The organism is Streptomyces sp. NPDC006551, from assembly GCF_040611675.1.
In the GTDB taxonomy this organism is placed as follows: Bacteria; Actinomycetota; Actinomycetes; order Streptomycetales; family Streptomycetaceae; genus Streptomyces.
Map to the genome: position 1 here is coordinate 276128 of NZ_JBEXOT010000004.1, position 17237 is coordinate 293364.

Annotated in this window: 14 protein-coding genes; 6 read left to right on the forward strand and 8 right to left on the reverse strand. The window is 73.8% G+C overall.

Features of this window, described 5'->3' with window-relative positions; translation table 11 throughout:
• Positions 1-172: 172 nt before the first annotated feature.
• Complete coding sequence (locus tag ABZY12_RS07425; protein ID WP_356888094.1) at positions 173-1081, reverse strand: DNA/RNA non-specific endonuclease; 909 nt, start codon at positions 1079-1081, stop codon at positions 173-175.
• A gap of 104 nt (positions 1082-1185) precedes the next feature.
• Between ABZY12_RS07425 and ABZY12_RS07430 the strand changes: the two genes are divergently transcribed.
• Positions 1186-2004: a caspase family protein gene (locus tag ABZY12_RS07430; protein ID WP_356888096.1), complete on the forward strand. Its 819-nt coding sequence runs from the start codon at positions 1186-1188 to the stop codon at positions 2002-2004.
• 39 nt (positions 2005-2043) lie between these two features.
• On the opposite strand, the gene ABZY12_RS07435 is transcribed toward ABZY12_RS07430, so the two are convergent.
• Positions 2044-4950: an AAA family ATPase gene (locus ABZY12_RS07435; protein WP_356888098.1), complete on the reverse strand. Its 2907-nt coding sequence runs from the start codon at positions 4948-4950 to the stop codon at positions 2044-2046.
• Between the two features lie 204 nt (positions 4951-5154).
• Positions 5155-6849 (reverse strand): S8 family serine peptidase, encoded by a 1695-nt coding sequence (locus ABZY12_RS07440; protein ID WP_356888153.1) that lies wholly within the window; start codon positions 6847-6849, stop codon positions 5155-5157.
• 635 nt (positions 6850-7484) lie between these two features.
• Here ABZY12_RS07440 and ABZY12_RS07445 point away from each other — a divergent pair.
• Entirely contained in the window at positions 7485-8153 is a 669-nt protein-coding gene (locus tag ABZY12_RS07445; RefSeq protein WP_356888100.1) for a hypothetical protein, read from the forward strand.
• Between the two features lie 103 nt (positions 8154-8256).
• On the opposite strand, the gene ABZY12_RS07450 is transcribed toward ABZY12_RS07445, so the two are convergent.
• The 5 genes from ABZY12_RS07450 to ABZY12_RS07470 form a co-directional block, all read right to left on the reverse strand.
• Positions 8257-9123 carry a GNAT family N-acetyltransferase gene (locus ABZY12_RS07450; RefSeq protein ID WP_356888102.1) on the reverse strand — a complete coding sequence of 289 codons (867 nt, stop codon included), beginning with the start codon at positions 9121-9123 and terminating at the stop codon, positions 8257-8259.
• 400 nt (positions 9124-9523) lie between these two features.
• Positions 9524-10420 (reverse strand): hypothetical protein, encoded by an 897-nt coding sequence (locus ABZY12_RS07455; protein WP_356888104.1) that lies wholly within the window; start codon positions 10418-10420, stop codon positions 9524-9526.
• Positions 10417-11427: an SPFH domain-containing protein gene (locus ABZY12_RS07460; RefSeq protein WP_356888106.1), complete on the reverse strand. Its 1011-nt coding sequence runs from the start codon at positions 11425-11427 to the stop codon at positions 10417-10419. The genes ABZY12_RS07455 and ABZY12_RS07460 overlap by 4 nt, the downstream gene beginning before the upstream one ends.
• A 208-nt stretch (positions 11428-11635) precedes the next feature.
• A complete protein-coding gene (locus ABZY12_RS07465) occupies positions 11636-12988 on the reverse strand; it encodes a hypothetical protein (RefSeq protein ID WP_356888108.1) in 1353 nt (450 codons plus the stop codon).
• Positions 12985-13860: a phosphatase PAP2 family protein gene (locus ABZY12_RS07470; protein WP_356888110.1), complete on the reverse strand. Its 876-nt coding sequence runs from the start codon at positions 13858-13860 to the stop codon at positions 12985-12987. Before ABZY12_RS07470 ends, ABZY12_RS07465 begins: the two co-directional genes overlap by 4 nt.
• Before the next feature lie 169 nt (positions 13861-14029).
• On the opposite strand from ABZY12_RS07470, the gene ABZY12_RS07475 reads away from it, so the two are divergent.
• From ABZY12_RS07475 to ABZY12_RS07490, 4 genes are all read left to right on the forward strand, one after another.
• On the forward strand, positions 14030-14644 hold the full coding sequence (locus tag ABZY12_RS07475) for a TetR/AcrR family transcriptional regulator (RefSeq protein WP_356888113.1): 615 nt from the start codon (positions 14030-14032) through the stop codon (positions 14642-14644).
• A gap of 29 nt (positions 14645-14673) precedes the next feature.
• Positions 14674-15048, forward strand: coding sequence for a DUF488 family protein (locus ABZY12_RS07480; RefSeq protein ID WP_356888115.1), 375 nt, complete (start codon positions 14674-14676; stop codon positions 15046-15048).
• A gap of 300 nt (positions 15049-15348) precedes the next feature.
• Positions 15349-16590: a cytochrome P450 gene (locus ABZY12_RS07485; RefSeq protein ID WP_356888117.1), complete on the forward strand. Its 1242-nt coding sequence runs from the start codon at positions 15349-15351 to the stop codon at positions 16588-16590.
• Positions 16591-16681: 91 nt separating this feature from the next.
• A partial coding sequence (locus tag ABZY12_RS07490) for a (Fe-S)-binding protein (protein WP_356888119.1) occupies positions 16682-17237 on the forward strand: 556 nt, incomplete at its 3' end.

The following is a 17237-nucleotide window of genomic DNA, read 5'->3' on the forward strand; positions in this document are numbered from 1 at the left end:
GTCATGCTTTCACCGGCAAGGAGCCGTGGCAAACGCGCGAACGGTCCGTACCCGGCGCTCGGGCTGACCGCGGGCCGGCCGTACCCGGCGTCCGGGCAAGCGCGCGGCCGTATCCGGCGCTCGGCCCGCGCGCTCGCCCGCCGGCCCGGCGTCCGGCATCCCGGCCAGGCGCTCAGCCCTGCATGACGATGTCGTCGAAGGTCTCCAGGCGCCGCCAGCGCTCCTCCGGTGCCCGCAACGGCGGCATCAGATCCACGTCGGGCAGCGGCCCCAACTCCAGCTCCGTGATCTCCGCGACGTCCGAGACGGGCACCTGATACGTCCGGAAGGCGCCGAGCGGCGGCGGCGCGCCCGCCTTCGCCCCGGCGAGCGCCCGCTCCGCGTCCCGGCTGAGGTCAGGGCTCTGGTCGAGGACGTACGCGGTCGAGGCCAGCGCCCCGTCCTGCATGAACGCGGCCACCTTCCAGAAGCGCAACGGCACCTGGATCCCCCGGTAGGGAGGGTCGGAGTCCTGCAGCACGGGCCCGGTCAGCACGCACAGCCTCCGGTCGAACTCGGCCGCGTGGTCCAGGAGATAGTTCTCCAGACCCTGCCAGAGCTGCTTGCCCTGGTTGAACACATCGGCCTGTGGAGCGGCGTTGGTGTAGAAGAACGTGTCCGTGTTGGCCTGGCCGGCCACCGCCACCGCGCCCCACACCGGATCGAGCCTGCGGACCAGATGGCCGCGGTCCAGACTGTTGTTCCGGTAGACGTCGTTGCCGGCCTGCTGCTCCTCGGGCAGGCGCGGATCGTACTCCCAGATGTCGTCACGGGCCACGTCCTCGACGAGCTGCCGGCCTTCGATGCAGACCGCCGTCGACGCGGCGAGCCGCCGGTCCGGCCGGAAGACGACCGTGAAGTGGGTGTACGGAAGGATCACCGTCTCGACCGAGGTGCGCGCGGGCAGCGCAAGCGGCACGACGGGGCCGAGGAACGCCTCGTCGTAACCGGAGCGGCCGGCCAGCGCGTCACGGCGCGGACCGCCCGCACGGGGAGGCGGCGGGGAGGGCGGCTGAGAGGACGGGGGATCGGTCGGGTTCATACCATGTAAGTACCGCGCAGGGAGGGCCGTGCTCGGCGCCGGGCCGCAGGCCACTCGATCAGACGCCCCCGGTGCACGCCCCACCCTCCCCGAGGAGGCACCCCATGCCTACCGGAATCTCCCTCCACATCGGGCTCAACACGGTTGACCCCGACCGCTACGAAGGCTGGGACGGTGCGCTCCTGGCCTGCGAGAACGACGCCAGGGACATGGCCGCCCTCGCCCGCGCCGCCGGCTTCTCCGACAGCGTCCTGCTGACCGCCGACGGCACCGTCGACCAGGTCACCGCCGCACTGCGCCAGGCCGCCGACAAGCTCGGCCCCGGCGACATCCTGCTCCTGACCTACTCCGGCCACGGCGGCCAGGTCCCCGACGTCACGGGCCAGGACGACGAACCGGACGCCCTCGACGAGACCCTCGTCCTCTACGACCGCCAGTTCCTCGACGACGAGCTGTACCAGGAGTTCCGCCGATGCGCCGACGGCGTGCGGATCATCGCCCTGCTCGACTGCTGCCACAGCGGCAGCGGCATCGAACTCCCCGGCGGCGGCCCGCTGCCGGCGACAGGAGTCCGGCTGATGCCCGTGCCGAAGCAGCAGCAGATCTACGAACGGGACCAGGGCTTCTTCGAGGAGCTCCAGCGCTCCCTCGAGAAGACGGCGCCACCGGACGCCGAGGCGGGGGAGCCGGCAGCGGTCCTCATCTCCGCCTGCCAGGACAACCAGTACGCCTCCGACGGCCCGGTCAACGGCGCCTTCACCGAGGCCCTGCTCGGCGTGTGGGACGGGGGAGCCTTCCGGGGCGGCTACCGCGCCTTCCACCGCGCGATCCAGCACCGGCTGCCCGCCACCCAGAGCCCGAACTTCTACACCACCGGCACCCCGGCTGCCACGTTCCTGAGCCAGAAGCCGTTCACCGTATGACCGACGTCCCCGGGGCCGCCCCCATACCCCGGGCCCACTTCAGCCCCGGAGCGCGGTGGCCAGCTGCGCCCGCGAACGGACGTCGAGCTTCTGGTAGATCCGGGTCAGCCGCGCCTCGACCGTCTTGACGCTCAGATAGAGCTTCGCCGCCGCCTCCTGGTTGCTGGCGCCCTGCCCCACCAGACGGGCGAGTCGCAGTTCGGCGTCCGTGAGCGAGGAGAGCGCCGGAAGGGTGTCCTCCGCGACCTCTCCGGCCGGTGTCTCGCTCGCCAGGGCCAGCCAGGGCGCCGCACCGGCCCGCTCGAAGACCGAGGCCGCCGTCTGCAGCGCGCTCTGCGCCGCCGACCGGCGACGGCGGCGGCGCTCCACCCTGGCCAGGGCGATCAGAGCCCGGCCCCGCTCCAGCGGCAGCCCGGCCTCGGCGAACCGCTCGGCGGTGCGGGTCAGCAGCTCCGCCGCCTCGTCGGTCTTCCCGGCGGCGGCCAGGTAGAGGGCGTACGCGCGGTCACAGCCCAGGAGCACGGTCGTACGGCCCAGGCGTTCCGCGACCGGACGCACCTCGGTCAGCAGGTCCGCCGCCTCCTGCGCCGCGTCGTTGGCCAGCAGCGCCTCAGCCAGCTCCTCGTGCCAGCGCAGCATCGACGGGTCGACGTTCGCCTGGGCGCGTTCGTTGACCTGCACCCGGCGCAGCGTCTCCAGAGCCGAGGCGACGTCCCCGTTCACGAGCTGGACGCGGCCGAGCGCGTACAGGCTGCGGGAGAGGAAGACCCGGTCGCCCTCCTCCTCCGACGCCTGGACACTGCGCCGGGCGTAGCTCGCGGCCCGCCCGAAGCTGCCCCCGGCCGTCTCCGCGAGCGCCAGCGTGTACCAGGCCGGTCCCGGGGAGAGGCCCGCCTCCAGGGTCAGCGCGAGGGACTGCCCCGCGTGCGCGAGGGCCGCCGGGCACACGCCCATCCGGGACTCGATCGCGGCCAGCGTGGAGAACAGCTCGATCGTGTCCTCGACCGAGCCGCGCCGCCGCACCAGCGGCAACAGCGCGTTCAGCTGGTCGCGGGCATCGCCCAGACGGTCGTCGAAGAGAGCGTGGCGGATCGTCAGGATCTGGGCGGCGTTGCGGATTCCGAGCGGCCGCTCGGCCATCTCCAGACCGCGGGCCTGGGCGAGCACCGACTCCGCGTCCGGCGCTCCCAGCGCCCGCTCCATCCGCGCCTGTACGGTCAGGGCCTGGGCCGCCGTACGCGGGTCGCCCATCGAGGCGGCCAGCGCGGCGGATTCGACGGCGGCGGCCCGCGAGTGCGACGGATCGCCGTCGGCCAGCACGTACTTGACGGCCAGTCGGAGCTGTACGGCCGCCCTGAGCGCGGTGTCCCCCTCGGAGTCCTCCATGGCGTGGACGTACATGTCGTCGAGGCCGGTGAGGCCCTGGCCCGCGGTGTCGAGGACGGCGAGCCGGGCCCGTACCCGGTCGGCGGGTGCCGCGTCCCGGGCCAGCAGATCGGTGGCGGCCCGCATCGCCAGGTCCGCGCGGGCCGCGCGGGCCGCCTCCTCGGCCGCGTCGACGAGCCGCGCGATCCGCTGCGGACCGTGCTGGACGGGGGTCGAACCGGCGGCGAGCAGGGCCAGTTCGGCCGCGAGGGCGCTGTTGCCGCGGCGGCGCGCGAGATCGGCGGCCGCGGCGACCTCCGCCGCGAGGTCCTCGTCGGGGATGTCCGTGGCCAGCGCCCGGTGCCGTACCGCCTCGACCGAATCGTCCACGACCTTGGCGAGCGCGGCGTGTCCGGCGCTGCGCTCGGCCCAGCAGGCGTCGTGGACCAGGGTCGAGGGGAGGAGCCCGGCCGTGAACGTGACCGTGCCGTCCTCGGCGAGGGAGACCAGACCGGCGCGCTCGGCGGCGGCTAGGTCCGCCTCCGCGTTCGGCCGCCCGGCCCGGCGGACGAGGGCCGCGGTGGGGCGCAGCGCGAGCGCGGCCAGCAGCAGCGTCTCACGGACGGCCGGCGGCGCGGCGCCGAGCAGCTGCCGCGCCAGGTCCCGGGCGCGCCCGGACAGGGTGAGCGCCTCGGCGTGGTGGACGGGGGTGCGGGCATCGGCCAGTGAGCGGCCCACCGCGAGCGCGAGACGCGGGTTGCCGCCGCTCGCCTTGTGGATGCGGCCGGCCATCCGGGACGGCAGTCGGTGGTGGATGAGGAGTTCGGCGATCTCGTCGGCCTGGAGCGGGGGCACGAGCAGGATGTCCGCCTCCGACGGCACCCACAGATGGGTGTCGTGGGCGTCCTCGGAGCCGTACGCCTCCGGGGTCTCGACGGCGACGACGCGCAGCGCGGGCGGGGCCAGGTGGAGGGCGAAGCGCAGCAGGTCGGCGCTGTCGGCGTCGATGTGCTGCACCCCGTCGACGACGAGCAGGGCAGGACCGCGGACGGTGAGGCCGCGCAGAATCCGCGCGATGCCGAGGCGCAGGGCGATCGGGTCCCAGCCGCCTTCGTGCAGCGGCGCCTCGCGGCAGAGCATGGCGACGGCGGTGCGCTGGGGGCCGGGGAGCCCGTCGAAGACGCCGGACGCGCCGGCGCCACGCCCCGGGAACCGGTCGGCGGTCGTCGTGGGATCGGACGCGCCGTCCACCGCACCGCCGTCGGTCTCCGGCAGGGCCACTCCGGGCCAGGTCACCGTCGCCGCGACGGAGGCGACGAGCGCGGCCGCCGCCGCTCCGGGTATGTCACGGTCGGCGGGGAGCGTCGCCAGCCACAGGACCGTCTCGCCCCGGGCTTCGGCCCGGGCGGCCTCGGCGAGGGCCACCTCGGTCTTGCCGACCCCTGCGGGACCGGTGAGCAGGGCGCGGCCCCGGGTGTGCAGCACGCGCTCGAGGCGGGCGAGAAGCTCCTCGCGGCCCACCGGCGCCGGGGTTCCCCCTCCGCCGGCATGGCGCAGGGAGAGGTGCGACGCTGTCGTCACGTGTCCACCACCCCTCCGGCGCTCGGGCCCGGCCCCGTGAGCCCCGTGCGCAGAGGATACGGAGCGTACGGGCGCAGTCCAGGCCCCTTGTCCGGCATACGGACAACGCGCGCCGGTCACCACGCCAGGACGCGCCCGTGGTGTAGACCACGAGCGCGCCGCTGACCAGCAATGATGCTGTTGTGGGGGGTGGTTCGGGTGGGATCAGAAGGTCAGGCTCCACGAGTCGATGTAGCCGGTGTCACCCGAGGCCACATCGCGGACCTGGAGCTTCCAGGTGCCGTTGGCGACCTCGCTCGACGCGTCGACCGTGTACGTGGTCAGGACGTTGTCGGCGCTGTCGTTGGAGGAGGACGCCTTCAGGTTGCGCACGGTGCCGTCGGGGGCGATCAGGTCGATGACCAGGTCCCCGCGCCAGGTGTGCTTGATGTCCACGTCGACCTTGAGGGCGGCGGGCGCGTTGCCGGTGCGGCCGGTGACGGCGATCGAGGACGACACGGTGGTGTTGTCGGAGATCGTCACGTTCGTCGCGTTGGTGAAGGTGGTGCCCGCCGGCGGGGTGGTGGTGACGGCGTTCACGGTCTTCGCGGCGTCGGCGATGCCGGTTCCGCAGCCGCCGGTGCAGGTGCCGGGAAGCGGCCTGGCGTTGGCCTTGATGGCGGACTCGATGTCGGCCGGGGTCAGGCTGCTCTTGGCCGACTTCAGGAGGGCGGCGAGGCCCGCGATGTGCGGCGCGGCCATGGAGGTGCCCTGGTAGGGCTTGTAGTTCTCCAGCGACTGCGTCGTGGTGCCCGAGTTGAGCGTGGAGTAGATGCCGTTCTCGGGGGTGGTCACCGTACCCGGCGTGTCGGTGGCGCGACGGGTCTCGCCGCCCGGTGCCGAGACGTCGATGCTCGTGCCGTAGTTCGAGTAGTACGACCGGTTGCCCTCACGGCTGGTCGAGGCGACGTTGATGACGCCCGAGCAGTTGGCGGGGGTGAAGCCGGACGCGTTGGCGTTGCTGTTGCCCGCGGCGACGACGACCGTGGTGCCGCGCGAGACGGCGCCGTTGATGGCGGTCTGGTAGACGCTCGGGCAGGTGGAGCTGGCGCCGCCCAGGCTCAGGTTGATGACCTTGGCCGGGGTGGGGTTGGCCGCGACGCCGGGGACGGTGCCGCCGGACGCCCAGGTGATCGCGTCGGCGATGTCCGACGAGGAACCGCCGCACTTGCCGAGGACACGCACGGGCTGGATCTTCGCGTTGTACGCGATGCCCGCCATGCCCTTGGTGTTGTTGGTCACCGCGCCGATGGTGCCGGCGACGTGGGTGCCGTGCCAGGAGGAGTTGCTCGCGCGGGAGCCGGTGCCGCACTCGCCGTCCGTGGCGTTCCAGTCGCCCTCGTCCTTCGCGTCCGCGTCACGGCCGTTGCCGTCACGGGCGTCGGCGGAGGAGGAGATGAAGTCGTAGCCGGAGACGACGTTGGCCGCCAGGTCCGAGTGGGCCGCGTAACCGGTGTCGATGACGGCGACGGTCACGCCGCTGCCGGTCGTCTTGTCCCAGGCGGTGGGGACGTTCATGCCGCCGGTGGCCTCGAAGAGGTCCCACTGCTTGGCGTAGTCGGTGTCGTTCGGGGTGACCGCCATCGCGTACGCCCGGATGTCGGGCTCGACGGAGGCGACCTGCGGGTCGGCGCGGAAGGCGTCCATGACCTCGGAGACGTCCTGCTTCGTGGCGCTGTCGCCCAGGTCGACCAGCGCGGCGCCGCCGGCGAGGCGGCGCTCGAAGGAGAGGGCCTCGCCGGTCTCGGCGCCCTTGGCGGCCGCGTCGCTCTTCGCGGCGGCGTTGGAGCCGGCCTCGGCGGTCCGGGCCTTGTAGGTGACGATGACCTTCTCGACCGGCGCGCTGGGCAGCGTGGTCATGGCCTGCGAAGCCGGGGCCGGCTTCGGGGTGGAGACGGCCGGGGCGGCGGCGAACGCCCCGGTGGAGGTGGCTGCGGCACCGAGGATCGCGGCGCTCGCGACCACCACGGATATGACTCTCCGCCTGGAACTGTTCAAGGTGTTCCCTTTCAAGCACGACGTAGGTGCGGAGCAGTGGCGGCGGCGCGGGAGCCTCGGCGCGAAGTGGGGTCGCGGTCCGCTGCACCCTGGGCTTGGGGGGCCCGTGCGCCGCCACCGGCGCGACGGCCCGGGTCAAGGCCGTCACCGGCGGACACCACCCCCCTCTCCTCATGCACCTGACAGGGCCTGAGCACCTGAGGGGGGCGTGGATCGGGGGATGGGATCTGCCGGTGCGGCAGACAGTAGGGAAAGAGCAGGTGAACGCGATACGGGGAAAACCCTTGTCACCCCTCGGAGGGGGGTGGGGGGAGGGGGAGGGGCGGTGCTTGGGCGCCCGCGCCGCCGGGAATCACCGGGGGATGAAGTCAACGGGGTCCAGGCGAAGTTGGTACGAGAGACGACTTCCCCTCTGGTTACGGGGACTGATCGTCCTCGCGGCCGGATGGGGGGTCCTCCTCTGCGGTCAGCAGATCGCAGAGGGATACCGGGCGACCATGGTGTACCGCGAAGCCCCGGTCTGTGAGGGCGAGGGGTGCGTACGGACCGCGGCGGGCACGGTCCTCGACCGCCGGACGGGCGAACGCTGTACGTCCAACGGCACGACCGGGGGCACCAGCGTGGGCGGGACCGCGGCCGGTATGACGGCCGGCGGCGGCATGGCGACCGCGGGCGGCAGCATGGGCGGCGCGGGGGCCGGCGGTATCACCGCGGGGGGCGGGGGGAGCGGCGGCACCACCTGTACGCGGTACTACCACGTCGAGGTCGAGTGGCCGGACGGTACCGCCTGGCTCACGGTGGGGTCGGACACGTACGACGAGGTCAGAACGGGCGATCGCGCGGAGCTCAGGCTCTGGCAGGGGGAGGTCGTGCGGCTGGTGGTGCGCGGCCGCACCCACGAGTACGCGCCCTCCTCGCAGGACAGCGTCATGCCGTGGCTCGCGCTCGCCTGCCTGATTGTCGCAGCGGGGGCCTGGGCGCTGGTGAGCGGCCGGCCGTCGGGGATCCTCGCCTTCCCCAACTTCGGCTGGCTCTTCGTGGCGGTCGGGGTGGGATGGCTCGGCTCGATGGCTTTGTTCGGAGGGCACGTTCTCATCTGGGCGTTCGCGATCGTCTGGACGGGATTCGCGGTCTTCTGGATCGTGACGGCCTGGCGGGACTGGTGAAGGGCGGCGGGTAGGGGGGTGGGCGTGGGGGAGGGCCGGCGCGCGGGCCGGCCGGGCGGCGGGGCACTCGACCGGTGAGGGCGGCCCCCCTCGGGGGAGGGTGTCAGCCCAGTTCGAGGGTGGTCACGCCGAAGATCCGCTCGTGCGCGACCGGCCTGATCGGGCCCGTGTACATGCGGGCCGTCTCGAACGTCGGCTCCAGGCCCCGCTCCCGCGCGAGGCGCGCCGCGGCCGGGTTGGCCTCCGGCATGTCGACGGCGATCCGCCGTGACCCGAAGGCGCGTGCCTCGGCTGCCAGCGCGTCCAGGAGCGCGGCGGCGTCGGCGGGCGTGTCCGCGAACAGCGGCCCGACACGGGCCTCTTCCTGGGCCGGCCGCACCACCCCGTACCCCGTCGGGCGTCCGTCGACGATCCGCGCCAGGGCCCGGTGGCCGGGCGTGGTCAGCCACGGTGCGAGGAAGCGTGGCCGTCCGGCGGGATGGCAGGCGTCGTCGTACGCGGCGATGGCTGCCGGATCGACCCGCGCGGCGGGGACCACGTCCGGCGCCACCGCGGCCGTGACCGGGATCTCGCCCACGTACCGGGCTGTCCGGTAGGCCGTGGAGAAGCCGGAACGGCGGTAGTTGGCCTGCTGGGCCGGCACACCGTCGAGGCCGACCGTGCGGTCGCCGGCGTGGGCGAGCGCGGCGCGCCAGGTCGCGAGACCGTGGCCGAGGCCGCGCCGGTCGGGGCGGACCAGATAGAAACCGAGGAAGGCGTATCGGTCGTCGTAGTTGACGACCGAGATGGCCGAGACGGGCTCCCCGTCGACCCGCCCGAGGAAGAACCCCTCGGGGTCCTGCGCGAAGAACGCGGCCGCGTCGGACACGCCCGGGTTCCACCCCTCGTCCGCGGCCCAGGTGCGCACCAGCGCCCAGTCGTCGAGCGTCGCGGGGGAGACCTGGAGCGGGCCGGGGAGGGGCAGGGGCATGGCGTTCCTTCGGCAGCCGGTGCGGTGGGCGGTGGCCGGTCGGGGACAACCGGGCGAAACGGCCCGAGCATAGCGGCGCCTCGACTCCGGGGCCGCCCCGGACGATCGTTTCCGGCCGGAGACGGCGACCGCGCGTCGAGGGCCGGGTGTTGGGGTGGTCCTACCGGCCGGAGCGGGGTCGCGAGGGGGCCGGGTGTGGGGTGGTCGTGCCGGCGGGAGTGGGGTCCCGAGGGGGCAGGGCGAGGGGGGCCTGCCGGTGGGAGCGGGGCCGGGTGTTGGGGTGGTCCTGCCGGTGGGAGTGGGGCCGGGTGTTGGGGTGGTCCTGCCTGGGGGAGCGGGCCCGCGAGGGGGGCCGGGGCCGCCAGGGGTGCCCGGGCCGTTCCCGTACGACCCGGTCGGCTCAGCCCACCAGTCTCAGCACGCTCCGCGACCGGCCCACCCTTACCGTCCGCCCCCACGTCAGTTCCAGCGCGTCCGACTCCATGCCGTCGCCGAAGGCGACCAGGCGGTCGGACGCGACGGTGAGGCACAGGGCCTCCCCGGGGCTCAGGAGACCCTCCACACACGCCGTGCCCGTGGTCGGGGACGGCCAGGCCTCCCGGACGAACCAGGCGAGACGGGGGTCGGTCGCCGCGGGCAGCCGCAGCGGGCTCGCGCGCTGCTGCCAGAGGGAGCGGAGCCAGCCCGTCGCCCCCGTCCCGGTGCCGACGAGGACCCCGGAAGAGGCCTGGGGTTCGGGCGCCGCCGCCCGCGCGCCCTCGACGAGGAGGGTGTAGCGGGCGGTCTGGTGGCCGGGCGGGCCGACGTAGATCTCGTTGAGGGCGAGAAGCCGCTGTGCGTCGTCGGTGACCGCCTCCACCATCGTCAGCTCCTCGGCCACCGTTCTCGCGGCGGCCGGCAGCAACCTCCCCGCGTCCACGGGCCGGTGGCGCACGAGGACGCCCGGGTTGCGCCCCGGATCGGTGTCGATCCCGACGACCGGCTGGCCGGTCAGATACTTCGCCGCGTTGGCCACCAGGCCGTCCTGTCCGACCACGACGACCACGTCCTCGGGGCCGAACAGGAAACGGTCCAGATCCGCGCGTTCCACCCGCGCCTGCCGCCAGGACAACGGCACCGCCCCCGCGACCTCCGCCAGCGCCCGCCGGGTCCGCTCGTGCCGCTCCCGCACCTCCCGGATGTCCAGACCGCGACCGGCTGCGAAGAAGGCGGCTTGCCCGTGCGTACCGTGCCGGGCGAGCAACTCCTCGTACTCCGTGGTCCGATGGACGAGCACCGCGCGTGGCGCCAGACTCACGACGCGCCCCCGGCGCCGCCACCCAGCTTCGCGAGCAGCCCGGTCAACACGTCGGGCGAGAGGGTGACGCTCTCGATCCGCGGAAGGTTCTCCGCGGCCCGGGTCGCCGCCAGCGCGTGCAGCGTCGCCGCGTCGGCCTCCCCGTGCACCCGCAGCCAGGCGGCCTGCGCCTGGGCGCGCGCCGCACCGACCTCGCGCGCCGCCTCCGCCTCCGCCCGCGCGAGCCGGACCTTCCGTACCGCCTCGGCCTCCGCCCGTACGGCATCGGCGGCGGCGCTCTCCTCCGCCTCGCGCCGCGCGTTGGTGCCGCGCTGATCGACGAGGCGTTCCTCCTGGCGGGCCAGCTCGATCTTGCTGGCGAGCTCGTTCTCGGCGATGGCACGCTCGCGCTCGACCGCGACCGCCCGCCGCTCGTAGGTGGCCCGGTCCGCCTCTTGCTGGATCTGTTCGCGGGCCGGGGTGCGCAGCGCCCGCTCGACCTCCGGCTCCGGGCGGATGGCCACCACCCGTACCGCCACCACTTCGATGCCGGTGTCCGGCAGCCGGGGCTCGGCGGCCAGCCCGTCCGCGATCCGGTCCCGTACGGCCGCCACGCCGTCGACGAGGGCCGCGGCGAGCGGCGTGCGGGCCAGGACGTCGAGCGTGTGCTGCTGGGCGGTCTCGGTGAGGAGACCGGCGATCTGCTCCAGCGGAGCGCCGCGCCAGGCACCCGTGTCCGGATCGATGGAGAAGTCGATCCTCGTGGCCGCCGCGTCCGGCCGGCTGACGCGGTACGTCACCGTGCACTGCACGCTCACGTCCTGGAAGTCGGCGGTCCTGGCGTGGAACGCCATGCCGAGCTCCCGGTCGTCGACCGGCACTTCGGAGAGCGCGGCGGACAGCGCACGGAACCAGAAGCTGAGCCCCGTGCCGTCGTGGACGAGCCGGCCCCGGTGGTGGTGCCGGACGTGGGCGGTGGGGGCGGAGCGCAGATGGCGCCATCCTGCGCGCCGGGTGATGTCGGCCATGAGACCCTCCCTTGTCGTCACTGTGACGATAGTCGGGTGGTCTGATTTTCGTCAAGATGACGAAATGGGGGTACCGGGGCTTCCCCGGGGGTGATCGGCGGCCTGCACGGCCGCGTGCGCGTGACCTTCTGGCCCGTCGCGGGGTTCGAGCAGGTGGGCTCGCAGGGAGCGTGGGCGCGACGCAGTCGCGGCTGCCGCAGCCGGGGCGTCAGCCGGCGGCGGGGGCAGTGGCGGTGGCGGGATCGAGCGCGAGGGTCGAGGCGTCGGTACGGGACGGCGGCACCGGCCTCGCGGTCTCGGCCGGCGGCTCGGGGGGCGTACGGGGACCCGGGGCGGCCGCAGTCAAGCGCGAAGCCGTAGCCGTAGCCGGGAGCGAGGGCGTGGGGGCTGCCGCCCCTGCGGTGGCCGATGCGGGTAGGCGTGAGGACGGCCCGTGCCCGGACGCAGGGGCGGTGGTCGGAGCCGCCGCCGAGGGGGCGGTGGCGGCAGCCGCTCCCGGACCGGTCGTCAGCAGGACCACCCCGCGTGCCGCCACGACGGACGCGACGCCCGCGATCAGCCATCCCCAGGCGCCGGCGCGAAACGTTTCGCCGAGCAGTGCCACGCCGATGACCGCCGCGGCGGCCGGGTTGGAGAGGTTCACGACGGCCAGCGGCGCCGCGAGGCCGCCTCGATAGGCGGTCTGCGAGAGCAACAGGCCGCCCACCGCGAACCCGGATATGAGCACGGCCACCAGCGCTGTCTGCCACCAGGTCATGGTTCCGCCCGGCACTTCGAGTGCGAGCGCGGCGGTCAGGGTCTGCGTCAGCGCGGAGGCGACACCCGAGGCGATACCGGAGGCGGTGGCGTGGCCGAGACCGCGCGCCATGATCCCGCCGGACCCGGACCCGGACCCGGACCCGGACCCGGACCCGGACCCGGGCGCGGGCCTCGTGCTTTCGTCGGCCGCTGCCCCTACGGACCTGGACCCGGACCCGGGCCTTGTGCTTCCGTGGGCCGCTGACATTACGGACCTGGACCTGGACCCGGGCCCGGAGGCCGGGCTTCCGGTGCCGTGGGCGCCCGCCCGGCGCCCGCCGCGCGACCCGCCCCCGTACAGCCGCCCGGAGGCGAGCGCCGCGATCAGCAGCGCCGTCGCCGCGGCCACGATCAGCGCCTCGCGCAGGCTCAGCGCCTCACCGGGCTTCGCGGGCCCGGTGACCGAGACCAGGCCCACGAGCCCCGCGAGCGTCCACAGCGCTCCGCGCCACTCCGCCCGGGTCACCCGCCGCCGCGCGCAGTGCGCGCCCAGGGGCAACGCGGCGACCAGCGTCAGCGCGCCGAGCGGTTGGACGAGGGTCAGCGGACCGTAGTGCAGCGCGGCCACGTGGGCGAGCGCGCCGGCCGCGTTGAGGCCGACCGCCCACCACCACTGACCGCGGGCGAGCAGCGCCCGCAGTGCGCCGCGCCCGCCTGCGGAGGCCGAGGCGAGCCGGGCCTGGGCGACCGCCGCGAGCGCGTACCCGGCGGCGGAGACCAGGGAGAGGAGCACCGCGAGCACGGTGCCGTCGAGAGCGGTCATCGCAGGGCTCCTGCCGTACGGGGCGCGGTGGGGCGCGGGGGAGGGGCCGGGGCGAGGGAGCCCGGACCTGGGGTCCGTACGGCGGCGAGCGCGAGGGCGAGCAGCGCCGCCGCGGCGAGGGCGTCGAACCAGTAGTGATTGGCCGTGCCGACGATCACCAGGAGCGTCAGCAGTGGGTGGAGCAGCCAGAACCACCGCAGCCGGCCCCGGGTGGCCGCGATCAGACCGATCGCGACCATCAGCGCCCAGCCGAAATGCAGCGAGGGCATCGCCGCGAACTGGTTCGCCATCGAGTCCGTCCGTGGCGTCGCGCCGTACACGGAAGGCCCGTAGACCCGCGCGGTGTCGACGAGTCCGGCGGCGGTCAGCATCCGGGGCGGCGCCAGCGGCATCAGCAGATGCAGCGCGAACGCGGCGGCGGTGAGGAGCGCGAGGACGCGGCGGGCCCAGAGGTAGTGGCCGGGGCGGCGCCAGTAGAGCCAGGCGAGGAAGGCGATGGTCGCCGGGAAGTGCACGGCGGCGTAGTACGTGTTCGCGGCCCGGACGAGGAGGTCGCCGTGGAGGAGCAGGGCCTGGATCGAACCCTCGCCGGGCAGATGGGCGGCCCGCTCGGCGTCCCACACGCGGTCGGCGTTGTGGAAGGCGCGGGATTCGTGGCCGTTGGCGAGGAGGCGGCCGCACTTGTAGACGAGGAAGAGCACGGCGACGAGCAGCAGCTCGCGTATCAGGGGCGGTCGCGGGGCGGAGGGCGACTTCGGTGACGGTTCACGGCGAACCGCACCGGAGTCCTGGGTGGCGGCCGTATCCCGGGTAGCGGTCGGCTCCGGTTCGGCGGGACGCGTCCCGCGTGTCCCGCGTATCCCGGCAGCCATGGCGCGGCCCCTTTTATCCGTCAAATCAGCAGCAAACGGGGGAAGCGTAGATCCGATTTCATCGAGACGCAAACGTCTCGATACGTTTGCGTCTCGATTGTGCGCCCCATACTCTCGTATGTGCAGAGAGCCGACCGGGAGCGAAACCGGACGACGACGGGAGGAACCGGTGTCCCCACGGGCCGCCACAGAGGCCGCGACCGCCGCCGCCCGCCGAAGCAAGATCACGCCCGAGCGGGAGACCGAGCTGTTCGAGGCCGTGATCGACCTGCTCCGGGAAGGCGGCTACGACGCGGTGACCATGGAGGGAGTCGCGGCCCGCACCAAATGCGGCAAGGCGACGCTCTACCGGCAGTGGGGCACCAAGCCGCGGCTCGTCACGGCCGCCCTCGCCAAGCGGCGCTGCGCGTTCTTCGCCGGTATCGACACCGGATCGCTCGCGGGTGATCTGCGCGAGGCCGCGCGGACGGCCGCGTCCCGACGGGACCGGGACGCCGAGCTGATGGAAGCCGTCAGCCAGGCGTACATCCAGCACCCCGATCTGCGCGAGGCGTTGCGGGAGACGGTCATCAACCCCGAGGTCGCGGCCCTCGACGAGATGCTGCGGCGCGCGGTCGAACGCGGGGAGATCGAGGCGGACAACCCGGCGATCGGCTTCGTCGCGCCCTGCTTCCTCGGCATGCTCCGTGTCGAGCGGCTCTTCGAGGAGCGCTTCGCGGACGCGGCGGCGATGCGCGTGTTCGTCGACGCGGTACTCCTGCCGGCGCTGCGCGTCGACGTGTGATCGGGCGCCCCGTCCCGCACCCTGAGGGCATGGCCGCCACCACCCCCGACGTCCGCGTCCGCCGGATCTACGAACCCCCCGCTGCCGACGACGGCGTACGAGTGTTCGTCGACCGCCTCTGGCCGCGCGGCCTCGCCAAGACCGACGCGCACATCGACGAATGGCCCAAGGCCCTGACCCCGTCCACCGAACTGCGCCGCTGGTACCACGGCGCCGAGGGGGAGTACGACGAGTTCTGCCGGCGGTACGAGGAGGAGCTCGCCGCCCCGGCCGCCGCCGAGGCCCTCGAAGGCCTGCGCGACCTCGCCGCCCGGGGGACGGTCACCCTCCTCACCGCCGCCAAGGACCCCGCCGTCAGCCACACCTCCGTACTCGAACGGGCGCTGTCCACGCCGAACGGCTGACAGCCGACGCGCACCGAGCGGCTGGCGGCCGACGCGCACCGAGCGGCTGACGACGGGCCACGCCGAACGGCTGCCTCCCGGCCGGCGACCGGCCGCAAGACAGGGCCGCCTCCTGGCCGCAAGACAAGGCCGCCTCCCGGCCGAACGCAGCCGCCTCCCGGCCGTGAGACCGCCGCTTCCCGGCCTAAGACGGTCTCCGGGGCGACGCGGAGCCCTCAGGGCGTAGCCAGGGACCCGCGGGGACGGTCACCATGGCCGGACCGCACCGAGTTCCGCACGTTCCCTTCCGAGAGGCGCCGCGTGGACCCGAAAACACACGAACGACTCGACGCGCTGCAACGAGATCCGTATCCCCTCTACGCACATGCGCGACGGACCCCGGGACTCACCTTCGTCCCCGAACTCGACGCCTGGCTGGTCGCCCGGGACGCCGACGTCCGTGAAGTGCTGCTGCGGCCCGAGGACTTCTCCTCCGCCCAAGCCCTGCGCCCCGACGTCCTGCCCTCACCCGCCGTCTTCGGCGTCCTCGCCCGCGGCTTCGGCAAACGACCCACCGTCGTCTCCACCGACGGCGCCGCGCACCGCCGTCACCGCGCCCCGATCAACAGCGGCCTGTCCGCCGCCCGGGTCGCCGCCCTCACCCCGTACGTCACCGAGGTCGCCACCGGCCTCGTCGACTCCTTCGCCGACGACGGGCACACCGAGCTGATGTCCTCGTACGCCCGCGGACTGCCCGGCGCCGTCATCGGCCGGCTCATCGGCTTCGAGCCGGAGGACGTTCCCGCCGCGGTGCACGGAGGACACCGCGCCGAGCAACTCCTCTTCCGCCCCATGGACGAGAAGGAACAGCTCGCGGCCGCCGAGGACGTCGTCGCGCTGCAGCACCTCCTCGACCGCTACGCCCGCGCCCGGCGCGCCCGGCCCCGCGACGACCTCTGCTCGGCGATGGTCGCCGCCCTGGCCCCCGACACCGGCCTCGGGCCCGGAACCCGTGACCTCACCCCCGACCAGCGCAGCGAACTCGTCTCCAATCTGCAGAACCTCCTCATCGCCGGACACCTCACCACCACCGCGCTGATCGGCACCACGCTGCTCCACCTACTGCGCCACCGCGACCAGTGGGAGCTGCTCTGCGCGCGGCCCGAACTGATACCCGGGGCGGTGGAGGAAGCAGCCCGCTACGACACCGCCGTCCAGGGATTCCGCCGCACCACCACCCGTCCGGTCATCCTGGCCGGCACCGAACTGCCCGCCGGAGCGACACTCTTCGTCGCCTACGGCTCCGCCAACCGGGACGAGGCACGTCACGAGGACGCCGACGTCTTCGACATCACCCGGTCCCCGACCCCCACCCGGCACGTCGGCTTCGGCCACGGGGCCCACGGCTGCCCCGGCTCCCGGCTCGCCCGGACCCAACTCCGCATCACTCTGGAACTCTTCACCCGCAGGCTGCCCGGCCTGCGGCTGGCGGAGGACCACGAGGTGGTGATGCGGCCGACCCTCATCCACCGCTCGCCCGAGGAGCTCCGTCTCACCTGGTGAACACCGCGCGGCCGGGTGACATTCGGGCGAGACCGTATCGAGATGACATCGGCCCGTGCCCGGCCGCGCATCACCGGCATATCCTGCGCGCATGCGCGTCGCACTCTTCGTCACCTGCGTCAATGACGCCCTGTATCCGTCCACGGGAGTGGCGACTGTCCGCATTCTGGAACGGCTGGGGATAGAGGTCGACTTCCCGGCCGCGCAGACCTGTTGTGGCCAGCCGCAGTTCAACACCGGTTACCGGCGCGAGACGGCACCGCTGGTCCGGCGGACGGTGCGGGCGTTCGAGGGGTACGAGTACGTGGTGACACCGTCGGGCTCGTGTGCGGCGATGGTGCGGCGGCATTACGCCGATTTCGGCGCGGAGGCGGCGGCTCTCGCGCCGCGCGTGTACGAGCTGACGGAGTTTCTGGTGGATGTGGTGGGGGTGACGGATGTGGGTGCGTACTTTCCGCACCGGGTCACCTACCACCCCTCGTGTCACGGCTTGCGGGCGTTGGGGCTGGGGGAGCGGCCGAGGCGTTTGCTGGGGGCGGTCAAGGGTTTGAGGCTGGTGGAGTTGCCGGGTGCGGAGGAGTGCTGTGGCTTCGGGGGGACGTTCGCGGTGAAGAACGCGGAGGTGTCGGCGGCGATGGGCCGGGACA